The organism is Acidisoma sp. PAMC 29798, assembly GCF_030252425.1.
GTDB lineage: Bacteria > Pseudomonadota > Alphaproteobacteria > Acetobacterales > Acetobacteraceae > Acidisoma > Acidisoma cladoniae.
Genome location: NZ_CP126994.1, coordinates 4,527,217 through 4,542,221 on the forward strand (window position 1 = coordinate 4,527,217; position 15,005 = coordinate 4,542,221).

The window sequence follows — 15,005 nt, forward strand, 5'->3', positions numbered from 1 at the left end:
GTCATACTTCGTAACGTTTGTGTCGTGGGCGGCGTGGTAATCTGGCGCGCATGGACACAAGCGCGACACAAGCGGTCATTCGCTTCGGGCTCGGTCAACGCGGCGCAGAACCACTGCCGGCCAATCCCCAGGCTTGGCTTTCGGCTCAGCTTACCGGCCCCGATCCCGCACAGTTTGCGCCGACACTGCCGACGGTCGCCGACGGCCTGATCCTGTTGCATGAACAGAACAAGTTGCATCTGCCGCCGGGTAGTTCCCTTGTTCAGCCCGTCTTGCAGGAAGATATGGCGGCCCAGGCAGCCGAGTTGCTGACGACCGCGGCGCCCTTCCGCGAGCGGCTGGTCTGGTTCTGGGCGAACCATTTCACCGTCAGCATTCGTCAGAGCGGGACTGGCGCCGTGGTCGGACCCTATGTGCGAGAGGCGATCCGGCCCAATGTGACGGGTCCATTCTTCGCCATGCTGCTGGCCGTGATGCGCCACCCCGCGATGATCCTGTATCTTGAGAACGATGCCTCGGTCGGTCCCAACAGTCCCGTCGGATTGCGCGACCATCTCGGCCTGAACGAGAACCTCGCGCGGGAATGCCTGGAACTGCATACCTTGAGCCCAGCCGCTGGCTATAGTCAGCAGGACGTCACAGAATTTGCCAAGATCCTGACCGGCTGGACCATCGACCTGAAGGCGGCGCAGCCCGGCTTCAGGTTCCTCGAGGAAGCGCATGAGCCGGGGGAGAAGACGCTGCTCGGCCAAACCTTCCCGCCAGGGGAGGTCGGTGGCCTGATGGCGCTCGACTTTCTTGCCAGTCATCCGGCGACGCATCGCCATCTGGCCCGGCAGATCGCAGCCCATTTCGTGGCGGATGACCCCGCGCCGGACGCGGTGGCGGCGGTCGAGGGCGCGTTGCGCGACACGCGTGGAAACCTTGGGGCAGCTGCGGGCGCCCTGATCACCCTGCCGGCGAGCTGGACGCCGCTGACGAAGTTCCGGACCCCGATGGATTACGCGGTCGCGGCTTTGCGCTTGCTCGACTTGCCGGAGGATCAGCGGCCGCCCTTGCCCCATGTAATGGCGGGCCTTGGGCAGCCCTTGTGGAATGCCCCGCTGCCGAACGGCTGGTCGGATCAGGCAAGCGACTGGGCCGCGCCGGATGCGATGATGCGGCGGATCGACTGGAGCTACGGTATCGCCGGCCATCTCGGCGCGCAGGATCCGATGGTGCTGGCCGACGCCGCGCTGGGGCCGCTGCTCCGCCCCGCCACGACCGACCAGATGCGGCATGCTGGGTCCCGCCGCGATGCGCTGACACTGCTGTTCTCTTCCCCCGAATTTCAGAGGCGCTGAGATGATCCAGATCACCCGCCGCTCCGCTTTGCTTGGTCTCACGGCCGCCTGGACCTTGGGCCGATCGTCCCTCGCCTTCGCGGCCGCGCCCACCGACCGTCGCTTGGTGGTGGTCATCCTGCGCGGCGCGCTGGATGGCATGGCGGCGGTGGTGCCCTACGGCGACCCCAATCTCGCGGCCTGGCGCCAGCCGCTGATCCCACGCGCACCGGGGATGCCGGGCGGCATGTACGATCTCGGCGGCTTCTATGGATTGCATCCGGCACTCTCTGGCTTGCACGAGATGTATGCGGCTGGCGAGATGCTGCCGGTGCATGCGGTCGCGGGCTCTTATCGCAGTCGCAGCCATTTCGACGCGCAAGATTTTCTGGAATCGGGCGCCGACCAGCGCCTGACCAGCGGCTGGCTCAATCGCGTCGTTAGCGCCCTTCCTGCGAGCGGGGCGGCAGCGGGGGAAGCCTTGGCTGTCGGCGTGTCCGTGCCGTTATTGCTGCGCGGCCCGGCCGAGGTCGGAAGCTGGGCGCCAGAGGGGTATCAGGCGCCGCCCGCCGAGCTTTACGCGCGCATCGCCGATCTTAACCATGCCGATCCGCTGACCGGGCCGCTGATCGCAGAAGGGCTCAGCGAGCGGGGTTTCGCGCACGGGGTCTTCGGCATGGGCGCGCCCCATGGCAATAGCCTCGCGATGCTCGCGGGCGCGGCCGGCCGGATGCTGGCAGCGGATAACGGCCCCCGCATCGTGGCCTTGGAGGCCGGTGGGTGGGATACCCACGCGGCGCAATCCCAACGGCTGACGCCGCCGCTGCGGGCCCTGGATGAAGGGCTGGTGGCGCTGAAGCAGGGCCTCGGGCCGCAATGGCGCAAGACGGCGGTGCTCGTCATGACGGAGTTCGGCCGCACGGCGCGCATGAACGGCTCCTTCGGCACAGATCACGGCACGGCGACGGTGGCCTTCGTGCTGGGTGGGGCGGTGGCAGGCGGGCGGGTCGCGGGCACCTGGCCAGGTCTTGGCGCCACAAAACTGTTCGAGAACCGTGATTTGGCCCCGACCACCGATCTGCGGGCGGTCGCGCGGGGCGTGCTGGTGCAGCATCTCGGCCTATCCGGCGCGGGGCTCGATAGCGTGTTCCCTGGCGCGGGTGGCATTGCGCCGCTGGGTGGTTTGATCCGGCCGGCTTAGCAACACGCGACTTCCGATTAGGACTATCTTCATTTCGCCGCCGTAGAACCGAGGCGCACATGCCGTGCGTTACGGTTTACGGAGACTGACCATGTCGCATGATCATGGGCGCCGCGTCTGATGTTTGTAGATGCGGTGGTGCTTCGTCGTGCCGGACATGTGAACGCACATCGTGTCCCCAGATCCTCATTCAGCGCGTGAGGCCGGAGTTTCCGGGAGCCTCGTGATGAACGTTACGATGACGACAGTCGACGCTTTCTTCGATACGCTCGTGCGACGGGCGGCGCAAAAATTGCGCATGCCGATCGCGATGGTCAATTTGCAAGACGGCGATCGCGCTTGGGTCAAGGCAGCCTTCGGCCTGCCGCGCGGCCTCGAATGGCGGGTCGACATGGCCCTTTCGACGCTCGCAAGCCTGGCGGGATCCTACCCCATCATCATACCGGATGCGCGGTTGGACTCGCGCGTCGCGGATCATCCCATGGTCAAGGGCCGGCCGGGCTTTCGCTGTTACGCGGCCGCGCCGCTCATCAACACCGAAGGTCACCACCTCGGAACGCTCTGCGTCTTCGATACCGAGCCACGCGAGTTTGAGGCCACCGCCTGGGATGCTTTCCTGGACGTGGCAGAGCGTATTTCGCTGCGCCTCGAACTTGATCAAACCCGTCTCGCCTTGCGCGAAAGCGAGGAGCGTCACCGCTACGCGGCCCAACTCGGGTCCCCTCTCCCTTGGACAGCCACAGGCGATGGTGAGCCAGAAACCGGTGCGGCTGCGCATTGGGCGGCTCTGCCGCAGCCTTCGGGCCTCATCCCATCGGGCCTGGTGCCTTTGGGTGAGGCATGGCTCGCGGCGATCCATTCGGACGATGCGGTCGCGATGCGCGCGGTTTGGTCGCGATCCATCCGCAGCGGTCAGTCGCTCGATCAGGAATACCGTCTGCGGATGGAGGAGGGTGACTATCGCTGGTTTCGTATGCGTGCGGCGGCACGCCGTGGCGCCGACGGTGAGATCATGCGGTGGTACGGAACGCTGGAGGATATTGACGATCGTCGCCTGACAGCCTCGGCGCTGCGGGAGAGCCAGTTGATGCTGCGCTTCGCCCTCGATTTCGGAAAACTCCGCACCTGGGAACTCGATCTCGCATCCCGCCGTCTGACGGCGTCGGATGTGACCGTGCTCGATTTCGGTCTTCAACTCGGTGCGGAAGTGTCGCGCCATGACGCCCTTCTGGCCGCGATCCACCCCGAAGATCAGCAGCGCTATGGCGATGAGGTGAGCCGGTCCTTGTCGACGGGGACAGGATCTCGACATCGAATATCGCAGTATACGTCCATTGGGTCAGGATCACCGGCCGACCCACGCAGGATGAGAGCGGCAAGCCTGTAAGGATGGTCGGGCTGTCGCTCGACATCACCGAGCAGCGCTACGCGGAGGAGCAGCGCCAGCACGCCGAGGCGCGCGTGGTGTACCTCGCCCATCACGACCCGCTGACAGGCCTCGCCAACCGTCCGCTCTTTCATCAAAGACTGGCCGAGGCTTTGGCGGCCGCAACGCCCGAGTCCAAGGTGGCACTGCTGCGCATCGATCTGGACGACTTCAAAACCATCAATGACACGATGGGTCACGAGATCGGCGACAAGCTGCTGCGCCACGCGGCGGATCGGCTGAGAGGCTGTGTCCGCCAGAGTGACGTTGTGGCGCGCTATGGCAGTGACGAGTTCGCGGTGCTCCTCAGAGGCGTGAGCAGCGCTGCGGAAGTGGATGTGCTGGCGCTGCGACTGCTGACCTCGCTCGATGAGCCGATCGAGCTGGTCAATCAGGTGGTCGTTCTGGGCGGCAGCATTGGCATCTCCATGGCGCCCGAGGATGCGACTTTGCCGCATCAACTGCTGCGCAATGCGGACACGGCGCTATATCGGACGAAGACCACCAGCCGGGGCGGCTATCAATTCTTTGAGCCGGCCATGGACACGCATAGCCAAGATCGTGAGATGCTGAAGCTCAGCCTGCGGGATGCGCTGGCGCGGGATGAATTCCGGCTTTTCTATCAGCCGCTGATCGATCTCAAGACGGGCGCGGTGGCGAGTTTCGAGGCCTTGATCCGCTGGCAGCATCCGACCCACGGCCTGGTGTCGCCCGCCGATTTCATTCCCATTGCCGAGGAAACGGGTTTGATCGTTCCGATCGGACGTTGGGCCCTGATCGAGGCCTGCCGAGAGGCCGCAACCTGGCCGGATGCGGTGAGCGTGGCAGTCAATCTCTCCGCTGTGCAGTTTCGTGGCACCACGCTGGAGGCGGAAGTCGGCCATGCGCTGACGAATGCCGGCCTTGCGCCGAACCGGCTTGAACTTGAAGTGACCGAGACGCTTTTGCTGAGTGACGACGACGCCAATACGACGCTTCTGCGCTCGCTGCGCCGCATGGGTGTGCGCATCGCGATGGACGATTTTGGCACAGGCTACTCCTCGCTCGGGTATCTGCGGCGCTTTACCTTCGACAAGATCAAGATTGATCAGTCCTTGATCCGGGAACTTCCCGACGGAGATGGCGGGGATGCCATCGTCCAGGCCATCATCGGCCTCGGTCAGATCCTGGGGATATCGATCACCGCCGAGGGCGTGGAGACGCAGGCCCAGCGCGATCTCCTGACGCGCATGGGCTGCACCCAGGTGCAGGGCTACTTCTTCAGCCCCCCGGTGCCGGCCCCGCTGGTTCCGGCGCTGCTGAACGTGCATTTCGATTGCGGCACCGACTCGTCCGATGCTTTGTCGGTAAATAACGCGATGCTCGTCCGGCCTACGCCATCCGCCGACCTATCGAGCCGGTGAGCGTCGCGTCTATCAACCCTCCGGTGCGGGCGGGCCGACAGCGGCTTCCAAGGCGCGTAGATAATCCTCGGCCGAAGCGGCGGCCGCCGCTTCCATGGCCCGATATTGCTCCACCAGAGCGGCGCCTGCGGTGGTGAGGCGCGCGCCGCCACCGTTAGCGCCGCCGGCCGAGGTCTCGACCACGGGACTACCAAGACGGCGGTTCAGATCCTCCACCAGCTCCCAGGCGCGGCGATAGGACATTTTCATCGCCCGGCCGGCGGCAGAAATGGAACCCGAACGCGCAATCTCCTCCAGCAGCGCCACCTTGCCCGGCCCGATGCGGGCGCCACTCGTGAGATCGATGCGGATGCTGAGCCGATGGGTGCTCGGCGCGGGCTTGTCCCTCATGCCGGCCACACCTGGACGGCATGAGGATCGATCGAGACGCGGCAGGGACCGGGCGCGAGGTCGCAGCCGGGATCGGCCGCGGCTTGCAGCACGGTCGTGCCGATGCGCAGGCGCAGCCGGCGCTGGCCGCCGCGCACATCGCTGATTTGGAGCAGTGTCGCGGGCAGATGACCGTTGGTGCCGACCCGCACCGCCTCCGGCCGCACCGACCACCCGACGGAACCGGGCTCCAAAGGCGTGCCACCGACCCAGAGGCGCAGACCGCCGAGGTCGATGGTGTCCGGCGTCACGGCAATTCCGGCGGAAATATTCTCCGCACCCAGCAGCCGCGCCACGGCCTCACTCGCCGGGCGCATGAAGACCTGCTCGGCCGGACCGGATTGCAGCACATGGCCGTCTTCGAGCAGCAAAAGGTCATCGGCGAGCAGCAGAGCCTCCACCGGATCATGGGTAACGAGGATGGTGGTCCCCTCGATTTCCCGTTGCAAGTCCCGCAACTCGCCGCGCAGGCGGGCGCGCAGCAGGGCATCGAGGGCGGAAAAAGGCTCGTCCAGCAGCAGAAGCCGGCTTTTGCGCGACAGGGCGCGGGCCAGGGCCACACGCTGCTGCTGCCCCAGCGATAGCTCGGCCGGATAGCGATGCTCCAGCTCCGACAGGCTCAGCCGCTCCGTCCAATGGGCGGCGAGCGCGGCATCGCAATCGCGCGCGAAGCGGATCTGGCGATGCACCGTGAGGTGCGGCAGCAAGGCATAGGTCTGCGGCACATAGGCGACAGCGCGGTCCGGCGGCGCCAGGCCGGTCATGTCCAGGCCGTTCAGCGACATCGCGGCGACATCGGCGCGGTCAAGCCCGGCAATCAGCCGCAGGGTGGCCGATTTGCCCGAGCCCGAGGCGCCGAGGATGCCCAGCCTGCGGGTCTCGGTGCGCCAGCTGACGTCGAGGGTGAAGCCATCCCGCGCACGGCGAAAGGCAAAGTCCAACGGCTGGGGCCCAGGCCGAGCCGCCGCCGCCGCCGCCGGTGCCGTCACGATGCCGTTCGAGGTCGGCTGCACCCGCGCGCGGCGCGGGGTGAGGGCGAACTGGCTGGCGGCCATGACCGCCACCGCGACCAGCAGCGTCGGCAGCACGATCGGCAGCATGGCGGGCAGCCCCTCGCTGCCGAAGGCCACGTAGCTGAACACCGGCAGGGAATAGGGGTGGTAGGCGACCATCACCGTCGCCCCGAATTCGCCGAAGCCGCGCAGCCAGGTGAGCAGAAGCCCGGCCCAGATGCTGCGCCAGGCGAGGGCGAGGCTGACGCGGCGGAACACCGCCCAGGGTCCATGGCCGAGGGTCGCCGAGACATCCTCCAGCGCCGTGTCGATGCCGGCGAAGGCCGAGCGCGCGGCGATGATCAGAAAGGGGGCGGAGACGAAGGCCTCGGCGAGGACGATGCCGGGAAAACTATCCGTCAGCGCGCCATGGGTGAGACGGCCGATGGGGCTCGCATAGCCGACCAGGAATAGCAGCAAGGTGCCGCTGGCCAGTGGCGGCAGGGCGAGCGGCAATTGCACCACGAAGCCGAGCACGGCCATGGCGCGGCCGGGCCGGCGCGCCAGCAGATACGCGAGGGGGATGCCGAGCAGCGCCACCAGCGCCGTCGCCACGGTGGCACTGCCGATCGACACGGCGCCGGCCTCCGCCAGGCCGGCAAGGTCCATCTTCGCCCAATCCGCCTGCCCCAATTGGCTGAAGCCGGCGATGAAGGGCGCGATGAGATAGGCGGCGAGGAGCCCTGCCAGCAGCGGCAGGGCACGCGGGAGCCGAGACGGGAGACGCTTCAGAGGGGGCTCCGCCGCCCCCGGAGGAGGCCGGCTATTTAAGGTGGATGGAGGCAGGAACCGCCGTGGCATCACCGCCGACGGTGGGCTTGGTCAGAGTGAGGCCATGGGTTTGCATGATGGCCTGCCCCGGCGCGCTCAACAAGAAGTCCACGAACTTGGCCGCGCCATCGGCGTCGGGTGCGCCGGTCAGCACGGTCACGGTGTAATGGGCGCTCAGCGACACGTCCTTCGGCAGCGGGATCGCGGCGATCTTCAGATCGGCCGTTTCGGTCGAATAGAAGAAGCCGACATCGATCTGGCCGGATTGCAGGCGGCCGACCAGGCTTTCCTCCGGCAGGACCTGGGCCGGGTTCTCGGCCCCGCCGAGCACGGCCTTGGCCAAGCCCGGCTGCTTATAAACCGTCTCCGCCTTGTCCAGCAGCTTCACCGTCAGCGCGCCCTTGGGGTCCAGCTTGGGGTCGGTGCGGCCGATGCGAATGCCGGGCTCCCGCAGCACCTCATACCAAGGCTTGGTCTTCAACGCGGCGGCGAAGCGGCTGTTGGGGTCATAGCCGATGACGAGCGGGGAGGTGGCGAAACCGATGTACCAACTCACCCAGCCGCCATTGGCCGCACCCGTCAGGCTGTCATTGACCTTGGGATTGGCGCTGACGAAGACATCGCCCTGGCGCAGCTTGCCCTTGATCTGATTGGCGAGGGCGTTGGAGCCGCCGGCGAAGCCGCGAAAGCGATCGCCCGAGGCGGTGTTGAAGGCAGGCCCGATGCCCTTTTCCATGAGGTTCACGAGGGAACCCGCATAAAGCACGTTCACGTCTGCGGCCGAAGCCGCGACGGGTGCGGCGAACACGGCGGCGGCGAGGAGCAGGATCTTGGTCGGGAGCATCGGCGGGGTCCTTCGGGATGCGCTATACCCATTGGGAGATAGCGCATCCCGAAGCCTGGCGCCATGAGGGCGCGTCACTCAGCCGAGCAGGTGGCGGCCCAAGGCGGCCGTGCCCGCGCCGATGAGCACGGTCGGCAGCATCGGCAGGCGGATCGCGGCGGATACCGTCACTGCAAGGGCGATCAGATCGGCGGGATCGTTCGACACGAAGCGGGGTGCGATGACCGAGATGAGCACACAGCCGGGCGCGGCCTCCATCACCGCCAGGGCGCGCGGGCTGAGATCGCGATTGCGCAGGCCGGCATAGCCGATGATCCGGGTCGTGTACGTGACCGCTGCCATCAGCAGAATCGCCAAAAGGGTCATGGGGTGGATCATTGCGGTTTCCCTGCCAGGACATAGGCCGCGCTTAGTCCGGCAAGGGCGCCCGCCACCACATACCAAGCCCCCGGCACCAGCTTATAGGTCAGTCCCGCCGCCATCAGGCTGATCATCCAAGGCAGAGACCCGCGCGCGCTTTTCCACAGCCCCCGGAGCAGCACGAGGAAAATGGCGGGAAACGCCATGTCGAGACCATAGGTGCGGAGATCCCCAAGCACGGGGCCGGATGCGCCGCCGAGGGTCGTGAAGATCACCCAGGTCACGTAGAAAACGACCGAAATACCGAGGTAATAGGGCAGGCTGAACCCGGGCCGCATGCCGGCGGCGCCGCGCTGCTCGGTATCGGTCAATGCCATCGCCCAGCTTTCGTCGCACATCAGGAACAAGGCGGGAAAGGCGATGCGTCGGGGCAGATGTTGGATCAACGGCGCTAGGGCCGCGCCCATCAGGATGTGACGGCTGTTCACCAGGAAGGTGACGGCCGCGATGAGCAGGATATGGGGCGGCGAGGTCCACAACCCGATGGCCGCGAATTCCGAGCCGCCGGCGAAGTTGAGGCCCGTCATCAGCGGCACCTCCAGGATGGTCAATCCCTTCTGAGCCGCCTGGGCGCCCAGCACGAGACCTGCCGGCGCCACCCCCAGCGTGATTGGCAGCGCGGCGCGGAGGCCACGTCGGAACTCCGTGTTGCGGGCGTGTCCTCGTGTTTTGACGTCGGTGTTCATGCGGCCTCCCATCAGAACGGCAGCATGCACCAAAACCGAGGCAATTTGGTTGCGTTTAGCGCGGGGTGAACCCTTATCTGTGGCACCATCGGCCGTTCTTGACGAAAATTGTGGTATGGGATGCCATGAAACTCGATGCCATCGATCGTCGTATCCTCGCGGCCTTGCAGCGCGATGGGCGGCTCCAGAACGTGGAGCTCGCGCGGATGGTGGGGCTGTCGCCATCACCCTGCCTGCGGCGCGTGCGGTTGCTGGAAGAAGCGGGCGTGATTGACCGCTACGTCGCTGTGCTCAATCCCGAGAAGATCGGCAAGGGGCTGACGGTCTTCACGCGCATCTGGCTGAAAGCGCAAGACGAAGACACGATCGACCATTTCATTGCGGAAGTCATGAAACTGCCGGAGGTGGTGGAGTGCTACCTCATGCTCGGAGATTGCGATGTGCTGGTGCGGGTTGTGGCGTCGGATATCCGAGACTACCGGCGTTTCCAGTCCGAGCATCTGAGCCGGATCAAGGGTGTGCAGAACGTCAAAACGGATATGCCGAGCCAGACGGTGAAACAGTCGTTGGCGTTGCCGGTTTAGGGGATGGGGGAGGGTGGTTGTGGCTCGGTGTCGTCGTGTGTGTGTGTCTGCCTCCGAGCCAACCGATACGTTCACCGACAGCTTACCATGTCCTATATTGGCCGAAAGCTGAATGGCAGCTTTGGCCTGTCAAAACGTCAGAGCGGACATTCGCGTCGGCAGCTATCGCCGCGTGTAGCGGTCGAATTTAGGCGTACGGTAGCGGCATTGACGCCGGATGGCCCTAGAAATACTTATGCAGAAGTGCGGCTATCAACTTACTTTTGCAGGTGGTGTCGATGAGCGGGCCAGACAATCTGCGTGGGATCGACTATCAGATCTCGTATACCGCTTATCGCATAGTTGCGGCTCTAGGAAGTGAATCCCGTGAGGTGTCCAACTTCGAGATTGAAAGCCTTGATGACGAGACGGAAGATCTAAACATATATTACCAAAACGGACGTGTTGAGCGCATTCAGATTAAGAAAAAGGGCGAAGCCTACCTATGGCGTGCATCAGAGCTGAAGCCCGTCCTGAAGAGGTTTTTTGAACATCAGAGAGTTGAAGATGACTTTGTATTCGTTACGAATGCTCCAGGCAACGCCGACGTCAAAGACCTAAAGGACATACTTGATTCGGATGTGGACCTAGATCCGAACCTTCACTCCGAAGTCCTCGAGAAATTTACCGCGGATGGAGTGCCCAAGTCGAGTGTAGCCGACATATTGCGCCGAACACAGATACACACGCGCGCATTTTCCTCGGATGATGATGCACAACCTGGCAAAGTTCTGAGGGACATGATTAGGAGAATTCTATCCTCTCCCCCCTATCGGCTTGGTGGTGATCTAGATGATGCATTTAACGCTATATGGACATACATATATGATTGTGCCGCTCAAGCGCTTACCTTAACGGCTTTAGAAATCGAAGCTGCTTTTCGACAGCGTGGAATACACATCCAACCTCAACTGTGGCGCCAGCTTCCCTTATTGAACGATTTCCTTCCCCGACCTGCAATTACAGGTGATATTCAGAATCTTCTGGCGGAAAATGCCACTGTAATATTATTTGGCGTTGGCGGCTCTGGCAAGACTGCTTTGCTAGCTGGACTAGCGCACGATTACTATCAGCTTGGCCGTCCTTTTTGTTGGATTAGTGTGAGCCCGATTACTGAAATTTCAACCTTTCTGACAATGATATCATCAAGTTTGCATTACTTCGGCATGGAAAACGCCGCACAAATTGTCTCGTCGGAATGCAGAACAGAAGATGATTACGTAAACAACATTATATATGCGCTTAAAAACACTAGCATTAGCATATTTGTTGATTCAGCAAATTCTGGAGGGGTGCAGGTAAAGCATTTACTGAATGGGGTGATCGAACGATGTCCTCCTCTGCCACTTCTAGGTCGATTGCTTCTGTCAACGACAGAGCTTTCTCCATATTCGAGAATCCTAAGAGAGGTGAACGAAAATGTGGTGACCACCTACCTTATGCCTGGGCTGGACGCCGATGGATTTTCGCAAGTCCTTGGAGATCAAGGGAAGCGGTTCGACGATCAGGAGATTGAGGAGCTGCGATCGGCCGTGGGTGGACATTATTTATCCACGGTGTTTCTGCGCAGACTTCTTCAGGCTGGCAGGAATTTAGAATTACAAGACATCAAGTTGCGCGGCGCAGCGGGTGCGCGAAAGTGGCTTGTGGGCGAGGTCATAAAAAACTTAGGAACTGACGAGAGGACTGTTTTAAGCTGTGTATCAGTTTTCGATTATGGATTCGATCTAAATGAGGCCCAGATTGTGGTGGGCGAGCGGGTGTTTTCTCCGCTTGTCAGCTTGGACATCCTTTCCAATGCAGGTGTGACGAGATTTGATGGAGTCGCGTTTTATCTTCACGAGACGGTCCAGCCGTTGGTTTATGCAACGTTAGCCGATGATGCCCGACGTCTGCTGCATAAGAAGCTAGAAGCCCACTATAGGGAATGTCTTGAGAAGCAGGGAAGCAAAGAGGAGGGCTATCCTTCTGACAAGATCATGAAGTGGGGGCAGCATGTCGAGAAATTGGCAGATTGTGGTTTTTATCGTGAGCGTCCGGTGAGCTGGTTTTGTCTAGGTGCAAAATTAGCACAAGTTACGTCACAGATGATTCATTTGTGACGTGACAGGGTACGAATGGCCAAGGTTGAGATCCTGACGGGCGCCGAGCGACAACGTCGATGGTCGACAGAACTGAAGCTTTCGATATTGCAGGAAGCATTTTGCGCAGATGGCACCGTTTCGGATGTTGCGCGCCGGCACGACGTTCTTCCGCAGCAGATATACGCATGGCGAAGGAAGTTCTCGCGGCCCAAATTAAAGTCTCCGGAAATCGCATCGTTTATCCCCGTTTCGCTCATCGGAGCGTCGGAAAGCTCCAGCGAGGGCTCTAAGCGAAGTGGTGGCCGGTCGAGATGCAAAGACGTTGAGATCGTCCTGAAGAATGGTCGCCTACTCAGAATTGCAGCGGACATGGATCTCGAGGTGCTGTCGTCGCTGGTTGCTTGTGTGGAGGCAGCATGATCGGACTTTCTGGGAATGTGCCGGTTTATCTGGCCTGCGGCGTGACCGATATGCGGCGTGGCATTGATGGGCTTTCTGCGATGGTCAAGGCGGTGATGAATGAAGCGCCGGGGTCCGGCGCCGTCTTTGGCTTCCGCGGGAAACGTGCTGATCGGATCAAGCTTTTGTGGTGGGATGGCCAAGGCTTCTGCCTGTTCTACAAGGTTCTTGAGCGTGGATATTTTCCTTGGCCGACGGCTAAAGACGGCGTTGCCCATCTGACGCAGGCTCAGATGTCCATGCTTATTGAAGGGATCGATTGGCGTCGTCCGGCATGGACTTCGGCTCCCGCTCGAACCGGATGAAGCCTTATTTGCGGGGAAATCCAGCCAAAATACTGGTACTCCAAGTGCAAATCGGCTAGGTTTGCGGGCATGGAAACGACGCCGCTGGACAGTCAGCCCGAGCTATTAGCATTGCGCATGCTCGTCGCTGATCTGGCGGCGAAACTCAGCGAGCAAGAAGCTGAAGTCAGCAAGCGCGACTCAATTATTGGGCTTCTGCGCGCACAGTTGGAACTGCTCCGTCATCGGCAGCACGGCGCGTCTTCGGAGAAAATAGACCGGCAGATCGAGCAGTTCGAACTGATGCTAGAGGAGATCGAGGCTTCCCGCGCCGAGGGTGAGGCGCGTTCTGGAAAGCTCCCTTTGCCGGAGCTGGACGGCGCATCCGAGAAGCCGAAGCGCAAACCATTGCCCGACGGCCTTCTAACGGAAGAGCTGGTCTATGCAGCACCCTGCAATTGCCCGACCTGCGGGGGCATGTCGTTCCTGAAGGCTGCCGATAGGGTCGTTCAGGTTATGGAGCACGTGCCGGCCTCCGTAAAGATTGTCCGCCATGTCGAAAAGCGCATGATCTGCCGAGACTGCGATACGACGGTGTCTGGCGATATGCCGACCCTGCCGATCGAGCGCGGCAAGCCTGGGCCGGGGTTGCTCGCCCATATCATGGTCGCCAAGTTTGACGATCACATCCCGCTCTACCGTCTGTCCGAGATGTTCGACCGGCTTGGGATAGATATCTCCCGCTCCGTCATGGCGGACTGGGTGGGCCGTGTATCAGTTCTGCTTGCGCCGCTGATCTTGTTGATCAGAGACCACATCGCAGCGGTTGACCGAATACACACCGACGATACTCCGGTCGATGTTCTCGACCCTGGGCGCGGAAAGACCAAAACAGGGAGGGTGTGGGTCTACGTCTTCGATGGCAGCGGTTATCAAGATCCCACTCCCGGAGCCATCGCGTACTACTACAGCCCTGACCGTAAGAGCGCGCATCCGGCCGATCACCTCGCCCACTTCAGCGGCGTGATGCATGCGGATGGTTACGGTGGGTATAAGAAGCTTTACGGCAACCAGATCATCGAGGCGGCCTGCATGGCGCATGTGCGCCGCAAGTTCCATGATGTAATCAAGCTCAAGCCGTCACCGATTGCCACCGAGGCGCTGACGCGCATCGGGGTTCTCTATGATATCGAGGATCGTATCCGCGGCATGCCGGCCGACGAGCGACGCATCCTCCGCCAGCAACACGCCAAATCTATTCTGACGGATCTGAAGGTGTGGATAGAAGCGACACTTTCCACTTTGCCACAGAAACAGAAACTCGCAGAAGCGATGCGATACGCCCTGTCGCGATGGGCGGCATTGAGCGTCTACGTCGACGACGGCCGGGTCGAAATCGACAATAATATAGCTGAACGCGCAATGCGTCCGCTTGGTATTGGAAGAAAGAACTGGCTCTTCGCCGGGTCAGACAAAGGGGGCGAGCGCATCGCCAATATCCTGACCGTCATCGAAACCGTCAAAATGCACGGCCACAATCCGGAGGTCTATCTGACAGACGTCCTAACCCGGATCCAGGATTACCCTACGGACCGCCTTAAAGAGCTATTGCCATGGAATTGGACGCCGGCCACAGTGCACGAGGCAACCTGATGGCCCGCTCCAAGCGTATCTACACGCTTAAAGACGTCGCCGTCATGCTCGGAGAAAACCTTGAACTGCTCGAGGAAATCACCGCCAACCCGGACAATATCACGGAGGGCGAAATGTTTTACGTCAGCGACGGCAGGGACGATGGCACGACGGGTCTGACTGAGAACGGCGTCAATGACGTTCAGGCGCTTCTCGCGGACATACGCACGTGGGACGGTGGCATCCGAGAGTTCCTTGTCAGCGAACAATGCGATCCCGCGATGATCGAACGCATCCTGGCCGATGAGCCAAACCGCCAACCCTAAAACGCGTTCCGACGGCCACAAAATGCATTCGCCGGACGCTCAC

15 protein-coding genes are annotated in these 15,005 nt (G+C 62.1%); 10 read left to right on the top strand and 5 right to left on the bottom strand.

Annotated elements, in window-relative coordinates:
* Positions 1–50: 50 nt before the first annotated feature.
* The 4 genes from QP803_RS21745 (at position 51) to QP803_RS21760 (ending at position 5,352) form a co-directional block, all read left to right on the top strand.
* Positions 51–1,343: a DUF1800 domain-containing protein gene (locus tag QP803_RS21745; protein ID WP_284945622.1), complete on the top strand. Its 1,293-nt coding sequence runs from the start codon at positions 51–53 to the stop codon at positions 1,341–1,343.
* Between the two features lie 4 nt (positions 1,344–1,347).
* A complete protein-coding gene (locus tag QP803_RS21750; RefSeq protein WP_284947998.1) occupies positions 1,348–2,523 on the top strand; it encodes a DUF1501 domain-containing protein in 1,176 nt (391 codons plus the stop codon).
* 238 nt (positions 2,524–2,761) lie between these two features.
* Positions 2,762–3,910, top strand: coding sequence for a PAS domain-containing protein (locus tag QP803_RS21755; protein ID WP_284945623.1), 1,149 nt, complete (start codon positions 2,762–2,764; stop codon positions 3,908–3,910).
* Between the two features lie 2 nt (positions 3,911–3,912).
* Positions 3,913–5,352: a putative bifunctional diguanylate cyclase/phosphodiesterase gene (locus tag QP803_RS21760; protein ID WP_284945624.1), complete on the top strand. Its 1,440-nt coding sequence runs from the start codon at positions 3,913–3,915 to the stop codon at positions 5,350–5,352.
* Positions 5,353–5,364: 12 nt separating this feature from the next.
* Here the strand turns inward: QP803_RS21760 and QP803_RS21765 are convergent, their stop codons facing one another.
* The 5 genes from QP803_RS21765 to QP803_RS21785 all read right to left on the bottom strand — a co-directional run bounded on the left by QP803_RS21765 (position 5,365) and on the right by QP803_RS21785 (position 9,554).
* Positions 5,365–5,742 carry a winged helix-turn-helix domain-containing protein gene (locus QP803_RS21765; protein ID WP_284945625.1) on the bottom strand — a complete coding sequence of 126 codons (378 nt, stop codon included), beginning with the start codon at positions 5,740–5,742 and terminating at the stop codon, positions 5,365–5,367.
* Positions 5,739–7,442, bottom strand: coding sequence for an ABC transporter ATP-binding protein/permease (locus tag QP803_RS21770; protein ID WP_284945626.1), 1,704 nt, complete (start codon positions 7,440–7,442; stop codon positions 5,739–5,741). Before QP803_RS21770 ends, QP803_RS21765 begins: the two co-directional genes overlap by 4 nt.
* 154 nt (positions 7,443–7,596) lie before the next feature.
* Positions 7,597–8,448: an extracellular solute-binding protein gene (locus tag QP803_RS21775; RefSeq protein ID WP_284945627.1), complete on the bottom strand. Its 852-nt coding sequence runs from the start codon at positions 8,446–8,448 to the stop codon at positions 7,597–7,599.
* Positions 8,449–8,526: 78 nt separating this feature from the next.
* The gene (locus QP803_RS21780) at positions 8,527–8,814 is read right to left on the bottom strand and encodes an AzlD family protein (RefSeq protein WP_284945628.1); all 288 of its coding nucleotides are present in this window, start codon (positions 8,812–8,814) and stop codon (positions 8,527–8,529) included.
* An 8-nt stretch (positions 8,815–8,822) separates the two neighbouring features.
* Entirely contained in the window at positions 8,823–9,554 is a 732-nt protein-coding gene (locus tag QP803_RS21785; RefSeq protein ID WP_284945629.1) for an AzlC family ABC transporter permease, read from the bottom strand.
* A gap of 125 nt (positions 9,555–9,679) precedes the next feature.
* Between QP803_RS21785 and QP803_RS21790 the strand changes: the two genes are divergently transcribed.
* The 6 genes from QP803_RS21790 to QP803_RS21815 all read left to right on the top strand — a co-directional run bounded on the left by QP803_RS21790 (position 9,680) and on the right by QP803_RS21815 (position 14,962).
* Complete coding sequence (locus QP803_RS21790; protein ID WP_284945630.1) at positions 9,680–10,138, top strand: Lrp/AsnC family transcriptional regulator; 459 nt, start codon at positions 9,680–9,682, stop codon at positions 10,136–10,138.
* 278 nt (positions 10,139–10,416) lie between these two features.
* Positions 10,417–12,279 (top strand): dsDNA nuclease domain-containing protein, encoded by a 1,863-nt coding sequence (locus tag QP803_RS21795; RefSeq protein ID WP_284945631.1) that lies wholly within the window; start codon positions 10,417–10,419, stop codon positions 12,277–12,279.
* Between the two features lie 15 nt (positions 12,280–12,294).
* On the top strand, positions 12,295–12,681 hold the full coding sequence (gene tnpA / locus QP803_RS21800; RefSeq protein WP_284945632.1) for an IS66-like element accessory protein TnpA: 387 nt from the start codon (positions 12,295–12,297) through the stop codon (positions 12,679–12,681).
* Positions 12,678–13,025, top strand: coding sequence for an IS66 family insertion sequence element accessory protein TnpB (gene tnpB, locus QP803_RS21805; protein WP_284945633.1), 348 nt, complete (start codon positions 12,678–12,680; stop codon positions 13,023–13,025). Before tnpA ends, tnpB begins: the two co-directional genes overlap by 4 nt.
* A gap of 69 nt (positions 13,026–13,094) precedes the next feature.
* Positions 13,095–14,657, top strand: coding sequence for an IS66 family transposase (gene tnpC, locus QP803_RS21810; RefSeq protein WP_284945634.1), 1,563 nt, complete (start codon positions 13,095–13,097; stop codon positions 14,655–14,657).
* A complete protein-coding gene (locus QP803_RS21815; protein ID WP_284945635.1) occupies positions 14,618–14,962 on the top strand; it encodes a hypothetical protein in 345 nt (114 codons plus the stop codon). Before tnpC ends, QP803_RS21815 begins: the two co-directional genes overlap by 40 nt.
* The last annotated feature ends 43 nt before the right edge of the window (positions 14,963–15,005 follow it).